Consider the following 21,950-nt stretch of genomic DNA (forward strand, 5'->3'; position numbering starts at 1 on the left):
CAGCCCCGGGCTATTCGTTGTGCTGGTCGGTCTCGCGCAGGCGCCACTCGCCGTCGGTCCACATCAGGCGGAGCGTCATCGTGAACTTGCTGCTCAGGGCTATCGGGTTGTGACCGGTCCTGCTCAGCACTCCGGTGCACCGTACGTCGACGGTGGCCTCGGTGTCGGCGTAGGACGTCACCGAGGTCGAGACCGGTGTCGTCCGGCTGACGAACAGCTCGCCAGCTGCAGGCTGACCTGTGAGATCGAGTCCCAGGCTGCCGTTGAACTCTGTGGTGAAGCCCTTGTCGAACCTGTCCTGCAGCGTCTTCTCGTACAGGGGGTGGGCTATGGACTGCACGAGCGCGTGCCGGGCCGACGGGTTGAACATGCCCTCGCCGCCGATGGCCGTCGCGTAGCGGGCTGCGGTGGCCTGCGCCCCGCTCCGGCTGTGCGCCGACTCTGCTTCAGGCAGAGAGGCGAGGCCACCGGGCTGGGGCGGGAGGGAGGCCGACGGGGCGCCGTCGATCCGGGTCGCGACCACGAGGAAACCGAGCAGGACTACGGGTACCCCGATGCCGATGACTAGGCGCCGGCGCGAACGCCGGGCAGGCGGAGGTACCTGAGCCGAGCTGGCCGTTGTTGCCGCGGCTGGTGCTCCGTTATGGCCGCAGCCGTCGTTGATCTGCATCAGCGCCCCCACCTATTCGATCACTTGTGCCCAGTGTCACGGACGGCGCGCGATGTGGCCTGCGGTTCGCCGACACTCGCCCAAGGAGTCAGCGGTCAGCTCAGCTGGGACCGGGGTTTCCACTGCGGGGCGGAGGGGGCGGGGTCTGCTGCCCGGGCTGGTCGGTACGGCGTGACGCGTGCGCGCCCATGCCCGCCCCCGGTCCACCGAGCCCGCCGGACTGCGAGGACGACGACGTGCTGGGCCCGCGCTGGGAGTGCGTGCTGATGCCCTGGCTGATCGCGTGAGAACTCGACCGCGGCGGCGGCGCGCCCTGATGCTGACGCCGGGACATCGAGGCCACGAGGTCTCGCCGGCTGCTGACGATGTCGTCGCCGAGTCCCGGGATGAACCGGTAGATCATCACGCTGCCCACGATGGACAGCATGATGATGGCGAGCCCCGAGACGATCGAGCTGAGCGCGTCGGGCTCCCCGCTGGGGGTCGAAGAGAGTCCGGAGGCGAGGCCGAGCACGATCATGATCACGGGCTTGGTCATGATGATCGCGCCCATGATGCCCGCCCACCTCCGGACGGCCTTCCACAGGTCCCGGTCGACCAGCCCGGAGTACACCACGGTGCCCAGGACCGCCCCGACGTACAGGGCCGCCGCCCGGATCGCGAGCTCCAGCCACAGCACACCGGCAGCCAGCATGGACACGAATGCGATCACGACCTGGACGATCGGACCGCCGCCGACCTTCTTCGAGTTCCTGATGCCCTCAGCGAAGGCTTTGAAGAAATCCTGGGATCCGCCGCCGGTGAGAACGTTGGTCACGGCGTCGACCGCGCCCGTGACGACGTACAGAACCAGCGGGGTGAAGGCGCAGGCGATCACGGCGAGCCACAGCAGGCCGATCGCTTCCCCCATGGCTGTGCCGATACCGACACCGCGCACCGCGCGCTTGGCCACGGCGACGAGCCAGAGCAGCAGGGTCAGGATCGTGGACCCGGCGAACACGATGGCGTACTGCTTGAGGAAGCCCGCGCTGGTGAAATCTGTCTGTGACGTCGCGCCGGCAGCGAGGCCGAGCTTGTCGATAGTCCAGCCCGCCCCGTCCGAGAGGCCGTCCGCCAGGGACTGCAGGGGGTTGAGCGCGTCCGTGGGGTCGCTCGGTCCCAGCCCGGTACGGGGAGCACCCGAGTCACCCTCCCGCAGGCAGTACTTCTTGGCCTCCCCCTTGACCAGGTCGCATACCGACGACGACTTCGAGGGGGCGGGACTGGGGCTGCTGGGACCAGGGGTCGGTCCGGCACGCCGGCAGTCGTCGCCCGCCGGGCCAATCGGGCACTCCATCGGTACCAGCCCGGGCCCCTGCTGAATCTGGGCCACGGCGGGACCGCCGAGCAGCAGCAGCGCGACCACGCCGAGCAGGACAGCAACTATTCGTGATCGCACGGAGGCCTCCCCTAAGTGGGAAGAACGCTATCCGAGTTGAGGCTTGCCGCGTAGTCGGGCGGTCACGCTGTGCGGCTCAAACGGTCACTTTTCCGACCAGATCCCGATGATCACCCCCAGGATCGTCGCGGCCACCGCCAGACGAAAGATCATCCGAATACCCACTTGCTCCACCTCCCCGACCGGCGACCTCATGCCACCTGCTCAGGGTCAGAGTGCCCCAAAGGATCCGTGCCTTGGAGTGAGATTCAACCTCAGCGCCCTGACCTGGATCAGGCAGCGGTTCCCGATGAGATCGCTCTTGGCCCTCAAGGTCGGGCCGAACTCCGGCCGTCGGGTGTCGTTAGATGCACGACACTCAATGTCGTTGCCATAACGACAGGAAGAGGCGGGGCCCATGACGACGTCCGAGGAACGGACCCGGCGGATCAAAGAGGAGCGGGCCGAGCGGGAGCGGGACTACGCGTGGTTCCACATCGCCGCCGACGCGGACGAGTTTGCCGATGACGATCGGGTGTGGCCGGGCCGCCCGATCGCGGACGTCGCGCCGCACCTGGACCGTCTCTTCGAGCACGCCTACCTCGGTGAGGCCCACCGGGTTTCCGAGACCGACCTGCTGGCCGCGCTGCTGGTGCTGCGCACGCTGCGCGAGGACCTGCAGCGGGCCGAGGGCCACCTGATCGAGACCGCCCGCAAGAAGGGCGTCACCTGGACCCGCCTCGCCCCGGCCCTGGAGGTCAAGAGCCGCCAGTCCGCCGAACGCCGCTACCTGCAGCTGCGCGGCGACGCCTCGGACGACGGCCGCACCCAAGAGGACCGGGTGGCCGGCGAGCGTGACCAACGCGCCCGCGCGAAGGTCCAGCGGGCCTGGATGGCGGAACACGCCGACGAGATCCGGGTACTCGCCGTACGCCTGGCCGCCGTCGAGGACCTGCAGCAGCGCGCGGACCACGCGGAGCGCGCCAGCCAGGAACGAATGAACCGGCGTCTCTTCCCCCGCCCCGCCTTCCGGCGGGCCAGCTGGCCCGCCACCCTGCACAGGGCGATCGAGCGCGATGCCGTGCCCGAGATGTTCCACGAGATCCGCAAGGTGACCCTGCCCGCGGTACTCGACCTGGGCCCCGACTACGCCGAGCTGGTGGCCGCAGTCTCCGCGCTGTACCGGGCCGAGTCCGAGGCCGTTCACCGTGTGCTCTCTGCCCGCTGGGACCGCCGCTGGGGCCCCGACCCGGACACCCCGGACGAAGAGAGCTGAACCTGCCAGCCCGACCTGGTCCGTTCTCACCCGCCCCGTGCCCAGAACCGATGATGATGTCCCGAGCCAGTCCAGCGAAGGAGCGGAAGATGGCCCTACCGGCCGTGTGGATCTACTCGAACCCCTACCAGGACGGCCCCGTCCGCATGGTCCGGGCCACGGCCACCGCCCAGATCGCCCAACGCGAAGGCCCCAACGAACAAGTGCTGGTGAACGGCGAGGCCGCCGTCTGGGGTGCAGGCGAAGCGATGATCCCGCCTGGCTTCGGCCTCGCCCTCGCCCAAGCTCTGAACGCGGCTCGTCGTGCGGCCGACGAGCAGGGCCACGACCAGGTCGTCACCGCCCGGCCCGAGGGCGAGCGGCTGGTCTGGAGGGTCTACCCGGTGGATGAAGTACCTGTCTCGCCCAACCCGAAGCCGGAGCCGCCCGCCCCGCACAGCGACTCCCCGCCCTGGGCCGGACCGCGCGTCTCCACGCCGAGCTACCCGGTCAACCCCGCCGACCTGTAGGGCGGGCCGGACGGCAAGCGGTCCGACGCTCCCCCGTCCGGTGCCACGATGGGCGCATGAGCACGGCAGGCCGTAACACCGTCTCGGGCCGCACCTACCGCCGGACCCGCCCGCGCGGGTTCGCCGACTGGTCCCCGAAGCCCGACACCCTGCGCCTGGTCGAGCAGGTGCACGCCGTCCTCGACGAGTACCGCGCGCACCTGCCGCTGACCGCCCGCCAAGTCTTCTACCGGCTGGTCGGAGCCTTCGGCTACCCGAAGGAAGAGAAGGCGTACGACCGTCTGCAGGAGACCCTCAACCGGGCCCGGCGAGCCCGGCTGATCCCCATGAACGCCATCCGCGACGACCGGGCCGCGTCGGCCGGCCACTCCTTCGGGTACAGCAGTCCAGCGGAGTTCTGGGACTCCGTCCGCGCGTCCGCGCACCACTACTCCCGGCCGCTGGACGAGGGTCAACCGCGAGCGGTCGAAGTGTGGATCGAGGCCCAGGGCATGATGCCGATGGTCGCCGAGGTCACCCGGCAGTACGGCGTGGTCGTCTACTGCTCCGGCGGATTCGAGTCGGTGTGCGCCAAGCACGACGCCGCCGCCCGCATCGCGCAACGCGAGGTGACCACCAGGTTGCTCAGCATCGGCGACTACGACCCCAGCGGGCTGAGCATCCTGGACGCCGCCGTCGAGGACGTCATCGCGTTCGTGGACGAGATGGGCGGCACCCCGCCCGAGGTGAAGCGGTTGGCCGTCACCGAGGAACAGATCACCGAGCACGGACTGGTCACCGCCCCGCAGAAGGACACCGACCGCCGCGGCGAGCACATGCACGCCACCGTCCAGGCCGAGGCACTCAGCCCGACGCTGCTGACCGACCTGGTACGCGCCGGCGTCGAGGAAGCCGTGGACCTGAGGGCGCTGCAGCGAGTACGGGCCCGAGCCGAGCGCGAACGGCAGAAGGTCGTGGAGAAGGCCGAACGGCTGCGCTGACCATCCAGGGCGGGACAGCACCGGATCGCGATCCCGAACTCTTCGGCCAGCGCGCGGGGTCGGCAGCTCCTCAGCCCCTGGGGGGCTTGCGGTGCCCCGCCGGGGTGGCGCCGGCCGTACGGCGACTGCGGACCGGCCGGGGCCAGAGGAGAAGTGGTGTGGCTGATCTGGTCCGTGGTGCGGGTGGCCACCGCGGGCCGTCGGCCGTCTCCCGCCCCGTCGGGGTTGGCGTTCTGTGGTGCACGTCCAAGACGGCCCATAGAGAGGGGGTACCCGGTGAGACCAGGCCGCAGCGCGCTGACCTGGGAAAAGGAACATTCGTGGAACCCGTGAGACCGTCCTACGCACGCGCGCGGGCGGGAGGGTCTCATCCGCGCCCCAGGGACGACCCCACCGGGGCGAACCGGGCGGATCGCTCGGTTCTTGCGCTACTTGCGCAGGTCCACGCGCGCGGGCGCCCGTACGTGAAGGCCCCGGTGGTGCGCGAGCCGCCCTAGCTCTTCGCGCACCACCGGGGCCGGGGAGGCCCGCACTCACGGGGGAGAGCAGCGGGCCGGGTCATGGGAGCCGCTCAAGCCGAGGACACCGGGCGTACGGTGTTCAGCCGGTCGAGCCGCTCGTACAAGTCCCGCACGATCCGGGCCCGTCCCTGGGCACAGCGCACGGTGCCCTCCGGGGTTGTCGCCAGGCGCCGCTCCGTCTCGTCGAGGACGACTTCGGCGAGCGCCCGCCGGCCGTCGCTCACCGGCAGCTTCTCGGCGCACCGCCGGACGTCGCCCGCGACGGCACGCGCGTGCCCCGTCAGTTCCAGGGCGATCAGGTGGCAGTCCCGCGGCTGGAGTGCCTCGCCCGGGTCGGTCCACGCCAGCACGGTTTTGACGAGGAGTTCGTGGGGCTCCCGGTCCAGCGGCAGTTCCGCCTCGACCACGCCCTCCGGGTCGTACAGCACGGTGTGGGAGCTGGTCACGATGCGACCGCCCTTCTGTGGTCGGCCACCAGGTCCTGCAACTGCGCGGCGAGCCGGTCCGCGGGGACCAGCAGCGGCGGCACCTCGCGCGGGGGCGAGATCCAGTGGGCGGACGGGGTGCCGTGGTCCGTGCACGGCATCAGCAGCTGATCACCGCCCGACAGCGCCCGCACCCCGGACACCATCGCAGCCGCCGAGCCCTCCCCCGGCGGCACCAGGACGTAGAGGATGCCGCGGATCCGGTCGGCGAGCACCGGGTAGCCGGAGCCGGTCCCCAGCCCCAGCCCGACGAGTGCGTCCAGGCCGAGGGACATCGGGGTGACGGCGACCGCATCCCAGGCAGCGCCGCACGGCGCCCACCGGGTGTGGTCACTTCCCCGCGCCCACAGGGCCCGCCGCTGGTTGGTCACCTCAGCCAGCGAGTGCCAGGTGGGCGTGGAGGACTTCGGCCGGCGGACCCGGCGAGCAGGGGAAGCGTGAGTCACGGGCACTCCCGGATCGTTTCTCTCGGTACTCCCAGACAACCGCCACACCATCGGGTGGACTCAGGCCGCTTTGCGGGCAGTTACCGGGCAGGGACCGGACAGTTTTGCCAACGCGAGAGCTGCGGAGGACTACCGTCACGCCCACGCTCAGCACTCCCGGGGGACCGATGGACCGACAGCGCAACACCCGACTCGAAGCGCTGCTCGCCGAACACGACTACACGCACCGGACGCTCGCCGACACCGTCAACGACGTCGCCGTCGGCATCTTCGGAAAGCCGGGCGACTGCACCGACCGGCACGTCCGGCGCTGGATCTCCGGCGAGGTCCGCTGGCCGTGGACGAAGTACCTTCTGCCCCTGGAACAGATCTTCGACTGCCCGGCCCAGGCGATGGGGTTCTTACCGCGCGGGAAGAACAGCGCGCAGCTGGCCCGTCCCCCGGCGCGGCAGTCGCCGGCATCGAAGGAGTTGGAGCCCGTGAAGCGCCGCCGGTTCCTCGCCGCATCGGCCGCCGCCACCGTGACACTCGCCCTGGGCATCGACGACACGCCGTCCCAGGGCCGCCTGTCGATGAGCGACGTCGACCGCGTCCAGAGCGTCATCGGCCGCCTGGACGCCCACTTCTTCGCGATCGGTGGAGGCCCACTCCTCTCCGTCTGCACCACCTACGTCGACCGGCTCCGCGACGCCCTCGACGGCTGCATCTACGGAGACCGTGTCGAGAAGGCACTGCACCGCTCGATCAGCAGCCTGTACGCGTCCGCCGGCTGGGCCGCGTACGACACCGACGACCCCGCCCACGCCGCGCTGCTTCACACCGCCTCGCTGCAGAGTGCCCTGCTCGCCGCCGACCCGTCGGCCGCCGCCCGCGCCTGGTCCAACTTGGCGCTGCAGGCCCGCATCGAGGGCCGACACCGCGAGGCCGTGCAGATCACCCGGGCCGCCCTCGACAACCGGCGCACCCGCCAGAACCCCCACATCGCCTCCCTGCTGCACGCCCGCCTCGCTATCGGCCAGGCCAAGACGGCCGACCGCACCGGCGCCGCCCGCTCCCTGCTCGCCGCCGAGAAGGCGTACGACCGGGTCAACGCCGCGGCGACCGCGCCCACGTGGCTGGCGTTCCTCTCCGAGGGCGAGCTGTCCGGGCTGGCCGCCATCGCCCACCAGGCCATGGGGCAGTACGACCGCGCCGAGGCATCCACCGTCCAGGCCCTGGACCTGCTCCCGTCCTCGATGCGCCGCAGCCGCGCCTTCTACGGCGTGCAGCTGGCCGAGCTGCACCTGCTCCAGGGCGACCGCGAAGGCGCCGCGGCCACCGTGGCCGCCCTCGACCACTCCTCCCTCGACAGCCGGCGCATCGCCGACCGGCTCGCCAACGTGCAGCGCACCCTCACCGCATAGGAGCCCGCCCGTGACCGGGATAGACGTACGCCACTACGGCCACCAACAAGGCGCCGAACTGCGCCCGCTGCTCCTCGACGTGTACGCGGAGGTCTACGCCGAGGAGGCGAAGAGCGACCCGTTCGCCAGCGTCGAGCGGTTCGCGCAGGGCCTCGACGGCTGGAGCCGCCGCCCGGGGTGGACCTGCGCCGTCGGGTACGACGGCGACCAGGTCGTCGGATACGCCTACGGCGCCCCGCTTCCCGCCGGAGCCCCGTGGTGGGGCGGGCTGCTCACCGACGTCGACCCGGACGTCGTCGAGGAGACCGGCACCCGCACCTACGCGCTCAGCGAGCTGATGGTGCGCGTCCCGTGGCGCAAGACCGGCACCGCCCGGCAGCTGCACGACGCCCTGCTCGATGCCCGGCCCGAGGAACGCGCGACCCTGCTGGTCGACCAAGGCCACCCCAAGGTCCACGCCCTGTACGAGTCGTGGGGGTGGCAGACGCTGGGCGATCTCCGCCCCAGGATCCCGGATGCGCCCCTTTTCCACGCCATGCTGCTCGACCTCCCCCAGCGCTGACCGCACCCGGGCCCGCGGGCGGGGGGGTGTAACAGAATCCGGCGGACGACGTTCCCCTCTTTGTGACGACGCGACCCATGCCCCTGGCCATGTCCGGTCCGGACAGCCGTCTCCCTGGGGGACGCCCTGTCTCCCGCCGGGCGGGACACCACCCCGGCCAGCCGTGCCAGCTCTGGGGACACCACCTGACGTGCGAAAACTGGTGTCCCCGAACCTGTAACGATTTCGAGGGCCGATCCGTCCATAGAGGTGCAGGGCCGCAATCGCGCAGCGTGGAAAGGGGAGTCCGGGTGACCGGATCGAGTGAACCCGTCGGAGAACTCCTCCGCGCTGCTTGCGCGCTCCCGAACGGTGCGCGCCACGCAGCCGAACGCGGGACGTGCGGACAGCTCATGAAGAAACGTCACTTCCCGCGACACGGGAAGCCGGAGGATAAACGCCCGCCCCACAGGAATTCCCACGACACGCGGCTAGTCGGTAGTGAAAGCGTGGTGGGATGTGCAAAGATCGGCAACGTGACTAGGAAGATCGGTAAGGGTGTCGAGGCCAACGGGCCGGTGCGCGGTCGCGCGCAGACCGGCCGACCGCTGACGTACGACCCGACGTCCGGTCAGAACTGGCGCACGGGCGTGGTGATCGTGCCGGACATGGCAGAGAAGGCCATCACGGCAGCCGGAGCCACGGGACTGTCATTCGCCGGATTGGTCAACGAGTTGATCAAGCGAATGCCGGTCGACCAGAACGGGCGCCCCGTGTGGGCGGACGAGTTGGACGAACAGAAGGCGCTCCCTTTGACCGGGTAGCGCCCTCTGTTCAATCCGTTCGAGAGCGCCAAAAAGCCCCGGCCACATTCCAACCGGGGCGGCGCCCAACGACGTACAAGTGGGACTCAGCATCACTCCCCAGCGAGCTGAATCCCGGATCTACCTGCAAAACCGCATCACGGTCGGCCTCCCAGCCGACCAGCACCCCATCAGGGCGCCCATCCAGCGCCACGGCCCCAGAGCGACCCGGCTTCCAACCGAGTCCCTCGCACCGCAACGAAAGAGGTGAGTCAAGCCCCACAGACGCTTTCCACGGCGACTGTCGGGCGGTGGTGTCCTAACCACTCATTTGGAGCTAGAAGCGCACCCCTTGAGCGACCTGGTCGGCCGCGCTCGGAGCCCTCCGCCGCAGTGGCGAGAGGGGGCTTCGGCGTTCATTTGAAGTTAGGAGCCCTCCCATCGTAGCGGACCGCTACGGTGCCGGACAGCTCATGCCCACCCTCGGAGTGTCCGGGGAACCGGGCGTGCACAGCCCGTCATCTGCCCCGAATCACAACCCCCACACAGGTGTTCTCCCCGCCCCCCGGGCCGCGCGCGCGGACCTGCAGGAGCTGTTCCTGCAGCTGTCCCCGCGGCTGTCGGTGCGCGTCGACACCAAGAACTCCTCGGGCCAGTGGCAGCACAAGTACATCGAACGCTCCCTCCCGGACCGGGCCCCGCGCGGCCCGTACGCCATCTACCTGTCGAGCTTCTTCCGGCGCTTCCGCTGGATCTGCTTCGACCTCGACACCAAGCGTGGCGACGTCGGCCCGGACCTCGCAACTCTGCTCCGCTGGTTGGAGGAGGCCGGACTGACCTACGTGGTCGCCGCCTCCGGATCCGCCGGCGGACGGCACGTTTGGGTGGCCGCCGAGACGCTGCTGGACGACCAGCTGGTCAAGTCCATCGCCGTGGCCGCCGCGAGGCGCCTGCCCACCCTCGACTACGGCCTGCTCAAGTCCCGTACGGGCGCGGTCCGCCCCATCGGTGCCCCGCACCGCAACGGGGGCCGCAGCGAGCTGCTGATCCCGCCGGACCCTCGCCGGGCCGCCACCCTGCTCACCCCGGCCACCTGTGGCAACCCGTCGGACGCGTTCGTGCGGCTGCTGCTCATCATTGATGCCGTCCCGGCCGCCGTGGACGTACGGCCCAAGGTCGTAGGGCAGGACCAGTTCGGCGAGGTCATCGACGACGACGGGCCGCGGTTGGCCGGTACGCCGAAGACCGTGCTCGACCGCGAGACGATGGCGCTGCTCACCCGGCGCCCGCCCGCCGATCGGGTCAGCGAGGTGTGCGCCTCCCTGCTCACCAAGCTGGCACTGCGCCGCTGGTCGCAGCCGATGGTCGAGCGTCTGCTGGAGGACCGCCAGTACCGCGAGGGCGGGCTGCTGCACCTGTGCACCTCGCCCGCCGTGGGCCCGCTGCGCGTCCTGCTCAACCAGGCCGAGGCAAAGGAGAAGTTCGAGCAGCAGTGGGGGCGGTGTGTGGCGTACGCCGCCAAGCTCCCGATCCCGCAGGAATCCCTGGAGTGGACCGAGAACCTCGCCGACGTCGTCGACCTGGTCGACCAGCTGCAGCAGGCCGCCGACGCCTGCCCGGAGCGCTGGACAAGCGAGTCCGGCCCCGCCGACCGCGCCGCGCTGGACGTGTTCTGTCTGCTCGCCCTGCAGTCCGGCAGCACCGTGCTGAGCCTGGACGCCCGGCGGGCCGCCCTCGCCGCTGGCTACGGCCGCTCGACCATGAGCCGGGCGTTCCGGCGCCTGGGCCTCGACAACTGGCTGGGCCAGGCCGAGGACAACGGCCCCGCCGGCACCTACGAGCTGCTCCCCGTCACCCCTTCGCACCCTGCTTTCACCCTCGTTGCACGGGGTGGGACACAAAGGAACCTGCCCCCCAAGGGGGGAGACCGGCCCACCCTGCTCTCCCGCCTGGAAAAGCGTCTCGCCGCAGGTCAGGCCGACCTGTTCGCCTACGGCCGCGCCACCGAGAACCATGCCGGCGGGCTGGGCCACCATGCCGGGCGTGTCTACCAGCAGCTCACCCTGCACGCCGACCGAGCCCTCAGCCTCACAGAGCTGTGCGAGCGCACCGGCTACAGCGCCCGCACCGTCTCCAAGCACTTGGGACGGATGCAGAACTTGATGGTCGCCACGCGCGCGGTGATGACCGTCCACCACGAGTGCCCCACCTGCCAGGCCGCGCCCGGGGAACGCTGCCGCACGGCCACCGGAGCCGCTCTCCGCCGCCGTGGAGCCGACCAGCACGCAGCCCGCCAGACCCTCGCCGCCGACCGCTCCAGCACCCCGTACTACCGCGCCCGGCCCGGCTCCCTGGTCGCCGCGGCGAAGGCGCTGGGCTGCTTCGGTGTCACGGCAAGCCGTGCACGCCGGTACGCCGTCGAGACCGAGCTGTACCGCTGGTGGCGCCAGGAGGAGGAGTGGATGCACGCCCCCAAGACCGGCATCCGCACCGGCGTCCAGACGCACCCCGAGCAGGCCGCCCTGGTCCTCACCACGCTGGCCCGCCAGCCCCGCCGCCGCTACCCGCGCACCGCCGACAACCGCGGCGACCACGCCTCCGCCCGGGCCCGCATCGAGCGCCGCATCGCCACGGCCTGACGTCACGGCAGGCCGTGACCCCGGCGCAGCCGCTTCGCTCTTCCTGATCTCCCGATGAAGCCACCGCAGGGCTTGTTATTGGCCCCGATCACCTTCCGGCCAATCCCTGTCAACCGGTTGACGTCGACCTGAGACATCGTCAACCTGTTTACGTCAGAACCGAACTCAGCGAGGAGAACTGGATGAACGAGACCGTGCCCGTCCCGCAGGTCGAGGTGGCCACCTACCGCGTGCCCCGCATCACCATCACGCCCGTGACGGAGGTGATCCCGTCCGAGCCGGTACACGGCGCCCACGCGCCCGGGGCGTACCAGCACGTCCTGCTCGACACCGCTACGGGCGAGCTGTCCTTCCACGAGAGCACCGAGCACCGCGAGCCCTGGAACCCTGCGTGGCGGGCCGTGAACGACGTCCCCCGCGAGACCTGGAAGCGCTGGCACCCGGGCACGCTGTACCTGCCGGGCAGCGGCCCGCACATGTGGTTCGCGCCGGTCCCCGGGCTGCTGTGCTGGACCGTGGACTCAGGCTTCACCGGCCACCCGTACCTCGGCGTCCAGGCCGCCAACGCGCTGCTGGAGCTGGTCGCGCCGTACGCCCAGGAGCTGCTCGACGGCTTCTTCGAGGCCGGGGGCGAGCTGGACTGGTCGGCAGCTTCCGCGCACGCCGGCCGCCAGCTGTGCCGCTTGACCTCCCGTCACCGCGAGGCCGCCCCGCGCGAGGTCGACGGCGACCTGGTCGACTTCGCCGAGATCGTCGCGCGTTTCCCCCAGGTCTACCGCCCCGAGATGCTGGGCCTGTCGCTCGACAAGCTGGCCGAGGAGTGCGAGTACCAGACCCGATTCATCGGCGCGAACGAGCACTGGCACCAGGAGGTGAAGAAGGTGTTCGGCCAGTCTTACCGCGACGGCAGCGGCGTGGGTCTGCAGGTGCTGGGCGTGCGGTCCTGGTACCGCACCGTCCTCATGGACGGGGACCCCCGGCCCGCGCGCGACTTCGCCGACTGGGACGTCGAGCACAAGGTGCTGGCTAGCAGTGAGATCACCTCCGAGACCACCGACGCCGCCCTGGACACCTGGATCGAGCGCGAGGAACTGCGCGCCGGGCAGCAGGGCGTGCGTCTGTTCGGCACCAAGGAGGCCGCCTACAGCCACCGGGCCCGGCTGCGCGAGCAGGACTGGGACCGCCTCGCCGTGGTCGGCGCCGAGTGCGCCCGGCTGGAGAAGTACAAGGCCGAGCGCCTGCAGCTGGTCAACCGAGCGATCTCGTGGGGCTACGGCGACTCCGACATCGCCGGACGGGCCCGCGTGTCACGGCAGGCCGTGCACAAACTCAGCAAGAAGACCGAGGACGGCGCCGGGCCCGCCGACGACCCCGAGCTGGTGTGACCTGCTCCCGACCACCACGGCGGCCGGAGCCATTCGAGCTGGCTCCGGCCGCCGGCACCCCCCCTCCCGAGAGGACCTGATGAGCACCACCGACCACTTCGCCCTGCTGCGCGCGACAGCCGCCGCCCAGCGCCTGGACGACGACCTCACCGTCGTCGATCCCCGCGGCTACGCCCGCCAGGAGCACGCCGCCGCCGTCCTCGACGAGCACGACCAGGAGCAGGCCCATGGTTGACCTGCAGATGAGCCCCGAGGTTCGCGCGCTGCTCGGTCCCGAGGGCCTCGCCCGCGCCGCCGAGGTCTCCCTGGCCGACGGCCGATGCGTCGCCTGCAGCCGACCGCTGGACGGCACGGTGCACATGGTGGTGCGCACGAACGGGTCCTTCACCCACGTCGTCTACGTCCACGCCGGGTGCGGCCCCTCCGAAGTCATCCAGATGGGCCCCGACTTCGCCCCGGCCGCGCCGGCGGACGGCTACGACATGACGATGACCGCCGCCGTCCTCGACCACGGCGGCGCCGACCTGCCGGTGCTGGTCGCCGAGACCGTCGGCAAGGCGTACGTCGTCACCGACAACCCCACGGGCGAGCTGACCAACGTGGTCGCCAGCCACCTGCTGGGCTGCGGCTTCCAGATGGTCACCCGGCTGCGCCAGGCCCCGCCGCAGGTCGACGAGTGGGTCGGCGTGCTGCTGCTCGGACACGGCCCGGCCGGCGAGGACGGGCTGCTGGTCCTCGACCCCGACGGCGGGCAGTTCTACGCCGGGGCCGTGGACCTCCCCGACGGGTGGCTCACCCAAGCCGCCCGTTACGGCTGGGCCGTGCTCTACGTCGGCAACGTCTGCGGGCTCGACCCGCGCGCCCACGAGGCCAAGGCCACCGCCAGGGCACTGCGCACCGCCGCTCAGACCGGGCAGCTGGTCGGCGCCCGCATCGCCATCGGCACCCCGGGCCCCGCCCAGGCGTAGCCGCTTCCTGCCCGCCGCCAGTGCGCCGAGACCACCACGGTCCCGGCGCACTGTGCTGCCGGGCCGGGTTTTGGGACTTTCGGGACCTCCCTACGCGCCCGCGCGCCAAGTCGGCCCGCCCGGTCCGGCGCCACCTCGCGGAAAGCTCCCCTTCCGCCCCGACTTGCTCACCCTGCTGGTCACCCAAATTTGGGTGACCAGCAGCCGCTGACGCCTCATCTGCGGTCGGATTTATGGAACCCGCGCAGGTCAGCGCCCCGGGCCGACCACCCGAGGAGCCGCCGCGACGGCCGCCCGACAGAGGGCCCGGGTCACCGACCAAGACGCCTCCGGCGGGCCCTTCCTCCGAGGGGGTGGGAGAAGGTGCCCGGGTGCCGGACGGTGGGGGGTGAAGGGGGGTGGGGGCGCGGTGAACTCCCTCGCCGATCGGGCCCCGGAGGGTGCCACAGAACCCCGGGGCCCTCCGTGGACGCCTACGGCGCCCGCAAGCGGGTCGCGCAAGCGCGATCCACTCCGTTCCCCGGGAACCTGCGGCAGCGCTGCGCGCGCCCGCCCGACGAGGGAGCCCCCCGCTCCGGTCCGACGTACGGCGCACGCGAGCCGGCCGAGCCGTACACCGCTCCGGTCGGCGCCAGATTCTCCGACCAGTTCCCGCAAGTGCGTACCTTTGGTACACGTTGCACGGTACCATTGGTACATGACCGCAGTTGAGTACGAGCACCCGATCCGCAAGGTCCGCGACGAGATCGCCAGCGTCGTCGACCGCGCCAAGGACGGCGGGGCCATCACGTACGTCACCCGCAACGGCGAGCGCGTCGCCGCCGTCGTCCCCCTCCCCGTCGCCGACCGAGGAACACGCCCCGCGGACCGCGCGGCCCTCGACTCCCAGGGCAAGCCGATCCGGCCGGCACCGACCGCGCCGGGCGGACGCTTCACCTGGAGCGCCGAAGGGCCCTCGCCCCAGGAGGTCGAGTGGACCCGCGCCGGGCTGGAGGCCCTGCACGCACAGCTGACCACGGCGACCGCCGAGACCGTCACCCTGCTCGGGATCGTCGGCCAGGCCCTCGCCGCCATCAGCGATCGGCACCTGGGCACCGTCCAGGAGCTGCTCGACTCCGCCGACCGCCGCTTCGCCGTCCCCGAAGGCGCCCTGTCCGACGCCGTCGAGGTGTACGACGAGCTGACCCGCCCGGACGACGCCCTGTGCGTCACCTGCCGCGAGCCCATCGCCACCTTCTACGGCCACGAGGGCTGGCAGCACTACCGCATGGCCGTCAACGAACACGGCATCAACGCCACCGTGGTCTACGAGCCGGACGACGAGCACACCCCCGAGCCCACCTTCGTGCCGCGCACCCGCCGCGCGTTCGCCGACGGCAAGGTCGTCAGCCCGTACGACGACCCCGCCGCGCCGGCCGCCGAGGAGGAGTAGCCGTGGCCTGGTTCATGGGCGCCGTCCTCTTACTCGCCCTGCTCACAGCACTGCTGGCCCCGCGCCTGCTCCGGCTGCAGCAGGAGCGCCAGGAGCGCCGGGCAGACGAGCACTACCGCAAGCAGCTGCAGGCCGCCACTGACCACGCCATCACCACCGCCGTGCGCGCCCGCCTCGCCGAGCCCGTCGTCGACCTGCACATCACCATCCCGATGCGTGTCACCGTCGGCGACGTCATCGCCCGCGCGCTGGAGGACTTCGCCCTGGAGGTCCCCTGGGACCACGCCGCCGCGATGCTCCGCCACCGCCTCGAGTTCCGCGGCCACGCCCGCTGGCCCGACCTGATCACCGACGTATTCGACGACGAGGAGGACCACACCCCATGAACATCCGCCAGATGTTCCGCCGCCGCACGCCCGCGCCCGCCGTCCAACCCGTTCACTACACCGCCGACACCATCACCTTGACCGTCACCGACCGCTTGGAGGTGCTGCGTGCCGACGGCAGCACCTGGGACCCGTGCATGGGCGACCACGAGTGCCGGACCGTGGCGCAGCTGCTGAACTGCCTGGTGTGGGAGAGCCTCGCGTCCATCCCGCCCGCAGAGCTGTACGGCCTCCGAGTCGAGCCGGCCCGCATCGTCCTGCCCGGCGTCGAGCCCTTCGTGGCCGACTTCTACGGCCGAGACGACGAATTCCCCAGCGGGCGCACGCTCGACGAGACCGGCCGGCCTCTGTGCTGGCGCGCGGTCGCCGAAGCGGCCGGCGCATCCGCTGCCGATGCGGCCGAGTCCATCGGCTGCCCCTCCTGCCAGCACCCGCAGGGCTGACCCGCCTTCCCTCTCCAGCCAGGAGTGACCCTCATGACCGCCACCACGCTGCGGCTGCTACCCGCCCACGAGTCCTTCCTCGCCGACTTCTTCGACCTAGAGGAGCCGCTGCTCATCTGGCTCGACCAGACCACCCGCGACGCCCGCGCCGAAGCGGACGACGTCTACACCCTGCCCGCCGGCCTCGACGGCGAGGCCGCCCACGACGCATGGGGCCGGATCTTCGCCGCCCTGCCCGAGGGGCTGCGCGACGAGCGGCGCACGCTGCTCACCGGCGAGGAGCACGCCACCGGCAACACGGTGCTGGGCACCGACGGCTACGAGTACACCCCGCTGTATGCGGCGCCCGTCGACCAGGCCGACGTCGAGGTCCTGGTCGCGCTGCTCGACCACGCCGGCAAGGCCCTCGCCTACGAGAGCGGCTACGCCGACCTGCACAGCCTGCTCGACCAGGCGGGCGAGCAGTACGGCACCGACAGCATCGACCGCACCCCGGAGAAGGCCGAGCAGGTCGTGGCCCGCCTCGCCCGAGTCGTCGCCGTGCTCCAGTTGCAGGACGACGACACCGCCGCCCTGGTCGCGGCCGTCACCGCCGCCAACCCCGACCGGCGGGTGCAGCTCACCGTCGAGCAGGAGGAGGCCGCCCGCCGGTACTTCGACCGGCTGATCACCGCCACCACCGAGGGCAAGCCCGCCGTCGAGCGGGCGCTGGCCCGGTTCGTCGAGTTCGGCGACGACCGCCCCGCCCAGCCCTGACCCCCGGACCGCCCACCGGGCACCGGGCACCGAAGGCGCACTGCCGCCGTGTCGGCGCCCGGCGCTACGGTCCCCATTACAGGCCGAACAGGCAGACCAGGGAGGGGACCTCATGGCCATCGCACCAGGACGACGGACCGACGGAGCCGGGGCCAGCGCCCGCCGCGTGGGGGAGTTAGCCCGCACCGCCGAGCGCACCCAGCAGCACCGCCGCGCCAAGGTCATGCTGCCGCTGACCGCAGCGGGCGCGGCCGTCGTCGGCACGGCCGCCGGCACGCTGCTCGGGTGGCAGGCTGGCACCGTCACCGCCCTCGCCGTCCTCGCCTACGGGACGCACCGCATCTACCGCCGGGCCCGCAACAGCTGGACGAGCGGCGCCGCCGGAGAAGAGGCCACGGCCCGGCTGCTGCGCCCCCTCGCCCGCCGCGGCTATGCCGTGCTGCACGACCGGGCGATCCCCGGGAGCCGGGCCAACATCGACCACCTGGTCGCCGGGCCTTTCGGCGTGGTCCTGGTCGACAGCAAGAACTGGCAGTCGAAGAAGTCCGCGCTCACGATCACGGGCGGACTGCTGCGGTATGGCCGCTACGACCAGACCAAGGCACTCCAGACCGTGGTGTGGGAGGCCGCGCAGGCCGCCAGGGCGCTGGGGGTGCCGGTCCGCCCGATCCTCGCGGTGCACGGCGCGCGCGTCCCCGCCCCGCGCGGGCGCACCGAGCTGCACGGCGTGACCGTGGTCGAGGCGAAGAAGCTGCGCGGGATGCTCTACGGCCTCCCCGCCCAGCCCGGGTGGGACGCCGGCCGCGTCACCGCCATCGAGGAGCAGGCCGAGCGGCGCCTGCCCCGGCACAGCGGCTGACCGACCCCGCCGACAGCAAGGGCCCGGGAGACTCCCGGGCCCTTCGTCGTATCCGCCGCCCCTACGACGCGTCCGGCAGCACGACGTCGTCCAGGCCGAGGTCGAGGAGCACCGCCAGGTCCTCGCCGGCCGCCCACCGCTGCAGCATTGAGCGGTCGACGAGCCGGACGTCGGTCCGGGCCGCCCACAGGACCCGTTCCCGTGCGAACGCCCCCGAACTGACGACCAGAAACAGCACGGGCGGGCCGTCGGCCGCCTCCCTCGCCTGCACTTCCGGGGCCGCGCTCACCGACCGCAGGGCCGCCGCACTGCGCGGACCGTCCTGTCCGGCCCTTTCCACCCCGCGTTCGAAGGCGACACCCAGCCGTCGGCCGCCGGGACGTTTGCCCACGAGGTGCACCACGCCCGCGTCGTTGACGCGTACGCCGCGCACGTCCACCCAGCCGTCACGGACCAGGAGCCGCCCGACGATGCGGCGGAAGGCCCGGTCGTCGGCTGCGTCGACCTGGTCGAGCGTGAAGCACACCGCACGCCGGCGCTTACGGACCAGCGCCGCCCGACGGCGGAGTACCGCGGCCCGTGCCCCGTACGCGAATGCTGCCGCAGCAACCAGCGCAGCCCACCAACCCACGCGGACCCACAGCCAGCCCAGGACGGACAGGGGCAATCCGACCGCGACGACGAGCGCAGCGAACGCGGGTACGACCTCCCACCACTCCGGCCCGTACTCCCCGCGCAGGCGCAGCCGCAGCTCCTCCTGACGCCGATGTGCGCGTCGTGTCCCCTCTGGAGACCGGCGCAGCGACCACACGTCGCTCACCCCCACCACCCCCGTGCGTCCCGATAACGACCCATGTCATATCTGCCCGCCCGGGTGCCCGTACAGCTACGACACCGCAGATCAGACACCAGACCGGCCGGGCGCGCCGAGGCGAGCTGATAACAAGCCCTTCGGCGCCGGTCACCCAAATTTGGGTGACCGGACCTGGGCTCCGGAATCGAGCGTGCCAATCCGGGTAACTGAGTTGTCAAAACAGATCCGGGTAACTAGGTTGTCATCATGGGAAGTGACGACTACTACGACGACGCATTCGCCGACGACATGGCCCACGTCCGCGATCCCGCCTGGACCGACCCCGACCCGCAGCAGGCCGCGCAGATCCGCACCCAGGTCGCCGACCTCGCCACCGAGCTGGCCGACCAACTCTCCACCCGCGTCCAGGCGTTGCCCGCCGACGCTCCCGAGGACGCGCACCTGGTGGTGCGCGACGCCGGGGACTGGGTCCTCGCCCGGATGCGGGCACTGCGCGAGATCCGGACCGCCGCCGAGATGCTGGCCGACGAGAGCGCCGGCGCCGCCGGGATCCGGGGCGCGGGTTACCCGCAACTGGGCGACGCGTGGGCGATCACCCGGCAAGGCGCCCGCAAGAAGTGGCCGCAGGCCGTCAGCGCGATGTCCCAGCCGCCAGCGGGCCAGGAGATCCGGACCACGATCGAGGCGTTCGGCGGCACCGCCGATCTGTCCTGGCACGCCACCGAGGGCGGCTGGTGGTGGATCGGCCAGGGAGCCGACGGCACCCCGGGCGACGCCGGAGAGGAGACCACCTACGACACCCGCGAGGAAGCCGCCGCCATCGCAGGCGCCTTCCTCCAGCAGCACGCCGTCCCCACCACCGCGAACGGAGACACGAAGTGATGCTCGCCCTGGGCGCCCTGCTCGGCGCCGTCGCCACCCTGCTCGCCCTCGCCATCCGGCGCCGCCTGACCCGCACACCGCACTGCGGGTGGTGCGCGACCGCCTCGAACTGGCCCACCTCCCAGCACGACGCCCTGCTCTGCCGCGGCTACGTCCAGGACCACCGCCGCGCACGGCTGCGCGACATCAGGCACGGCCGGCCCGTCGAGGAGCCGAACCCGTGGGGCGAGGCATACCTGCTCGACGAAGAGATCGCCCAGCGAACGGGAGCCGACGCATGAGCACCGAGACCACCACGGCCGCCGCCGAATTTGCCCAGGCGCTCGCCGAGCTGGCCGACGGATACCCGACCGACCCGGAGGGCACCGCGCCCGTGATCGTCATGGTCACCGACCCGGCGACCGGCGAGCAGCACCCGGTCCCGATCGAGCCCGGCCAGCTCGCCTGGGTGACCGCCCTGGTACGGGGCGAGCTGGACACCTTCCGCGCCGCCCACTCCGACGGCACCGGCTACTGCGGGCACTGCCGGGGTACCGGCCTCGCGGGTGGAACCGGCGGCGCCGCCCTGCTCGCCGAGCCGCCCGCCGACGACGGGAGCCGCCCATGACGTCCGCGGCCGGTCCCACCGACTGGGAGCCGCAGGTGCACGACGTCCGCGTGAAGGATCTGGCCGCGGTGCTCACCGGGGCGTGGGTGTGGATCTACGGCGACCCCGAGGGGTGGCGCTTCTTCGCCAGCGCCGAGTACGACCCCGACGCCGGGGACACCAGGGTGACGCTCACGTACGGCGATGGTGAGGTGGTGAGGGAGGACCCGTGGCCGCAGGCCCGATTGGTGAGGGCCGACCCCGACACCGTCCCCACCGCGACCCGCCCCGGCCCGGCCGGACTGGTGAGGCGGTGAGCGTGACGCACTCACCAGGCCCCGAGGAACGGCAGGCTCACCACCCCGACGCTCACCAGTTCACTGGTGAGCGTCCCCACCCGGTCCTGCTCGAAGGTGGTGACGGAGTCGCTTTGTCGTCACCGATCACGGTGGGGTGGGAACGGTTGCTGGCCGATGGTGAGACCGTCGCCCGCTACTGGAGTCATGTTCTGCGGCGCGGCCCGGACGACTGCTGGTGGTGGACCGGCGGGCTGACCGACACCGCCCACGGCACGTACCGCGCCGGGTCGCACACCACTAGCACGAGCAGGGTCGTCCCCGCCCACCTGTTCGGCTACCGGCTCGCTCACGGACACGACTCGATCCCCGCCGGCCACGTCGTCCGCCACACCTGCGACGAGCCGCCGTGCCAACAGCCCCGCCACTGGATACTCGGCACCCGGGGCGACAACAACCGCGACGCCGCAGCTCGGAGGCGGTTGGCGGGGCACGCGCTGGCCGACGTGCGCGGCGCGGCCGGGCGGGCGCGGGCGGTCCAGGCCGCCATCGCTGCAGCCGACAGCCCGGAGCAGATCGAGGCCGCCATCGCCGCCGCGCTCGACGCGGGCAACCCCAGCGGAGCCCGGCAGAACCCGCTCTTCTGACCAACCGCTCACCACCGGCCCCGGACATCCGTCCGGGGCCGGTCGCGTCGGGGAGGGGTGGGGAGTGCGGCTCACCGGTGATGGATTCGCGCGTCGCGCAGCGGCCTCCCCACTCACCAGCCGAGGCCCTGCGGACTCCTCGCCGTGGCGGTGAGCGTCACCACCTTCCACCGCCGCGACTCCCCCGCCGACTGGTGATGCTCACCGGCCCGCAATCGTCCCCGTCGCCCCCGCTCGCGTTGCCGCTCACCACCGCTCGATTCGCCAAGGGTCACCACCAGGTGGTGAGAAGGCCGGGGACTGGTGACCGGGTCAGCCTCACCGAGGTGGTGAGCCGTCACCGCGACCGCGTCCGCGGCGGGGCGGTCGACGCGCCGCGTAGGTCACGCTCCGTCGACCGACAGACGCGTGGGGCGGTGAGTACCCCGGCCGCCGCGCGAGCGCGCCGGCCGGGCCGGGTGGGTTCGGTGCGGGGTCCGCCCTCGCGTTCGGCCCTTGGTAACAGTCGACCCCCGTGCGGGTGTCCGCACGGGGGTCGATGACGTCGAGCCCGACCGTAGCGCACGGGCGCGGCCGGTGGCCAGCGTGCCCGCCTCCCGTTCCTGCGGGACGTCGTCCGCGGCTTGTGGTGCTGAGGAGGCTGCGCCCCCTCAGACTCCCCGCCCGCGCGGCCTTTCGGGCCGCCCCGTTCCGGCGACGCCAGCCCGGTGGACACCTCCCCAGCGCGCCCCAAGTGGTGGGCGCAACCCTCAGCCGCCGAGCGGCACATTTCGGTACAACTCGCGCGCCGCGCCAAGCCCGCCACA

Annotated in this window: 25 protein-coding genes; 20 read left to right on the top strand and 5 right to left on the bottom strand. The window is 71.9% G+C overall.

Annotated elements, in window-relative coordinates; genetic code table 11:
• Positions 1-10 precede the first annotated feature (10 nt).
• Positions 11-523 carry a hypothetical protein gene (locus tag J7E97_RS16145; protein WP_215027614.1) on the bottom strand — a complete coding sequence of 171 codons (513 nt, stop codon included), beginning with the start codon at positions 521-523 and terminating at the stop codon, positions 11-13.
• 247 nt (positions 524-770) lie between these two features.
• Positions 771-2,108, bottom strand: coding sequence for a hypothetical protein (locus J7E97_RS16150; protein WP_215027616.1), 1,338 nt, complete (start codon positions 2,106-2,108; stop codon positions 771-773).
• A 397-nt stretch (positions 2,109-2,505) separates the two neighbouring features.
• Between J7E97_RS16150 and J7E97_RS16155 the strand changes: the two genes are divergently transcribed.
• The 3 genes from J7E97_RS16155 to J7E97_RS16165 all read left to right on the top strand — a co-directional run bounded on the left by J7E97_RS16155 (position 2,506) and on the right by J7E97_RS16165 (position 4,852).
• Positions 2,506-3,363 (top strand): hypothetical protein, encoded by an 858-nt coding sequence (locus tag J7E97_RS16155; protein WP_215027618.1) that lies wholly within the window; start codon positions 2,506-2,508, stop codon positions 3,361-3,363.
• 89 nt (positions 3,364-3,452) lie between these two features.
• Entirely contained in the window at positions 3,453-3,872 is a 420-nt protein-coding gene (locus J7E97_RS16160; protein ID WP_215027620.1) for a hypothetical protein, read from the top strand.
• A 56-nt stretch (positions 3,873-3,928) separates the two neighbouring features.
• Positions 3,929-4,852 carry a hypothetical protein gene (locus J7E97_RS16165; protein ID WP_215027622.1) on the top strand — a complete coding sequence of 308 codons (924 nt, stop codon included), beginning with the start codon at positions 3,929-3,931 and terminating at the stop codon, positions 4,850-4,852.
• A 571-nt stretch (positions 4,853-5,423) separates the two neighbouring features.
• Here the strand turns inward: J7E97_RS16165 and J7E97_RS16170 are convergent.
• Together J7E97_RS16170 and J7E97_RS16175 are read right to left on the bottom strand one after the other, a co-directional pair.
• Complete coding sequence (locus J7E97_RS16170) at positions 5,424-5,822, bottom strand: DUF6415 family natural product biosynthesis protein (protein ID WP_215027682.1); 399 nt, start codon at positions 5,820-5,822, stop codon at positions 5,424-5,426.
• Positions 5,816-6,304 (bottom strand): hypothetical protein, encoded by a 489-nt coding sequence (locus J7E97_RS16175; RefSeq protein WP_215027624.1) that lies wholly within the window; start codon positions 6,302-6,304, stop codon positions 5,816-5,818. Before J7E97_RS16175 ends, J7E97_RS16170 begins: the two co-directional genes overlap by 7 nt.
• Before the next feature lie 167 nt (positions 6,305-6,471).
• Between J7E97_RS16175 and J7E97_RS16180 the strand changes: the two genes are divergently transcribed.
• From J7E97_RS16180 to J7E97_RS16235, 12 genes are all read left to right on the top strand, one after another.
• The gene (locus J7E97_RS16180; RefSeq protein ID WP_251054638.1) at positions 6,472-7,707 is read left to right on the top strand and encodes a twin-arginine translocation signal domain-containing protein; all 1,236 of its coding nucleotides are present in this window, start codon (positions 6,472-6,474) and stop codon (positions 7,705-7,707) included.
• A 10-nt stretch (positions 7,708-7,717) separates the two neighbouring features.
• Complete coding sequence (locus J7E97_RS16185) at positions 7,718-8,269, top strand: GNAT family N-acetyltransferase (RefSeq protein WP_215027626.1); 552 nt, start codon at positions 7,718-7,720, stop codon at positions 8,267-8,269.
• A gap of 515 nt (positions 8,270-8,784) precedes the next feature.
• Positions 8,785-9,072, top strand: a complete 288-nt coding sequence (locus tag J7E97_RS35875) for a hypothetical protein (RefSeq protein WP_251054639.1) — start codon at positions 8,785-8,787, stop codon at positions 9,070-9,072.
• 452 nt (positions 9,073-9,524) lie between these two features.
• Positions 9,525-11,690, top strand: coding sequence for a hypothetical protein (locus J7E97_RS16195; protein WP_251054640.1), 2,166 nt, complete (start codon positions 9,525-9,527; stop codon positions 11,688-11,690).
• Positions 11,691-11,872: 182 nt separating this feature from the next.
• The gene (locus J7E97_RS16200; protein ID WP_215027628.1) at positions 11,873-13,075 is read left to right on the top strand and encodes a hypothetical protein; all 1,203 of its coding nucleotides are present in this window, start codon (positions 11,873-11,875) and stop codon (positions 13,073-13,075) included.
• A 79-nt stretch (positions 13,076-13,154) separates the two neighbouring features.
• Positions 13,155-13,310: a hypothetical protein gene (locus J7E97_RS16205; RefSeq protein WP_215027630.1), complete on the top strand. Its 156-nt coding sequence runs from the start codon at positions 13,155-13,157 to the stop codon at positions 13,308-13,310.
• Entirely contained in the window at positions 13,303-14,043 is a 741-nt protein-coding gene (locus J7E97_RS16210; protein WP_215027632.1) for a hypothetical protein, read from the top strand. Before J7E97_RS16205 ends, J7E97_RS16210 begins: the two co-directional genes overlap by 8 nt.
• Positions 14,044-14,740: 697 nt before the next feature.
• Entirely contained in the window at positions 14,741-15,475 is a 735-nt protein-coding gene (locus tag J7E97_RS16215) for a type II toxin-antitoxin system Phd/YefM family antitoxin (RefSeq protein WP_215027634.1), read from the top strand.
• 2 nt (positions 15,476-15,477) lie between these two features.
• Positions 15,478-15,861, top strand: a complete 384-nt coding sequence (locus J7E97_RS16220; RefSeq protein WP_215027636.1) for a hypothetical protein — start codon at positions 15,478-15,480, stop codon at positions 15,859-15,861.
• Positions 15,858-16,304 carry a hypothetical protein gene (locus J7E97_RS16225; protein WP_215027638.1) on the top strand — a complete coding sequence of 149 codons (447 nt, stop codon included), beginning with the start codon at positions 15,858-15,860 and terminating at the stop codon, positions 16,302-16,304. The genes J7E97_RS16220 and J7E97_RS16225 overlap by 4 nt, the downstream gene beginning before the upstream one ends.
• A 33-nt stretch (positions 16,305-16,337) precedes the next feature.
• Positions 16,338-17,060, top strand: coding sequence for a hypothetical protein (locus J7E97_RS16230; protein ID WP_215027640.1), 723 nt, complete (start codon positions 16,338-16,340; stop codon positions 17,058-17,060).
• A 112-nt stretch (positions 17,061-17,172) separates the two neighbouring features.
• Positions 17,173-17,919, top strand: coding sequence for a nuclease-related domain-containing protein (locus J7E97_RS16235; RefSeq protein ID WP_215027642.1), 747 nt, complete (start codon positions 17,173-17,175; stop codon positions 17,917-17,919).
• A gap of 61 nt (positions 17,920-17,980) precedes the next feature.
• Here the strand turns inward: J7E97_RS16235 and J7E97_RS16240 are convergent, their stop codons facing one another.
• Positions 17,981-18,739, bottom strand: coding sequence for a hypothetical protein (locus tag J7E97_RS16240; RefSeq protein WP_215027644.1), 759 nt, complete (start codon positions 18,737-18,739; stop codon positions 17,981-17,983).
• Between the two features lie 240 nt (positions 18,740-18,979).
• On the opposite strand from J7E97_RS16240, the gene J7E97_RS16245 reads away from it, so the two are divergent.
• The 5 genes from J7E97_RS16245 to J7E97_RS16265 all read left to right on the top strand — a co-directional run bounded on the left by J7E97_RS16245 (position 18,980) and on the right by J7E97_RS16265 (position 21,144).
• Positions 18,980-19,615, top strand: coding sequence for a hypothetical protein (locus J7E97_RS16245; protein ID WP_251054641.1), 636 nt, complete (start codon positions 18,980-18,982; stop codon positions 19,613-19,615).
• On the top strand, positions 19,615-19,896 hold the full coding sequence (locus J7E97_RS16250; protein ID WP_215027687.1) for a hypothetical protein: 282 nt from the start codon (positions 19,615-19,617) through the stop codon (positions 19,894-19,896). The genes J7E97_RS16245 and J7E97_RS16250 overlap by 1 nt, the downstream gene beginning before the upstream one ends.
• Positions 19,893-20,222 carry a hypothetical protein gene (locus J7E97_RS16255; RefSeq protein WP_215027646.1) on the top strand — a complete coding sequence of 110 codons (330 nt, stop codon included), beginning with the start codon at positions 19,893-19,895 and terminating at the stop codon, positions 20,220-20,222. Before J7E97_RS16250 ends, J7E97_RS16255 begins: the two co-directional genes overlap by 4 nt.
• Positions 20,219-20,518 (top strand): hypothetical protein, encoded by a 300-nt coding sequence (locus tag J7E97_RS16260; RefSeq protein WP_215027647.1) that lies wholly within the window; start codon positions 20,219-20,221, stop codon positions 20,516-20,518. Before J7E97_RS16255 ends, J7E97_RS16260 begins: the two co-directional genes overlap by 4 nt.
• 113 nt (positions 20,519-20,631) lie before the next feature.
• Entirely contained in the window at positions 20,632-21,144 is a 513-nt protein-coding gene (locus tag J7E97_RS16265; protein ID WP_251054642.1) for an HNH endonuclease, read from the top strand.
• Positions 21,145-21,950: the final 806 nt, after the last annotated feature.

This window comes from Streptomyces sp. ISL-66, from assembly GCF_018614135.1.
Lineage (GTDB): Bacteria > Actinomycetota > Actinomycetes > Streptomycetales > Streptomycetaceae > Streptomyces.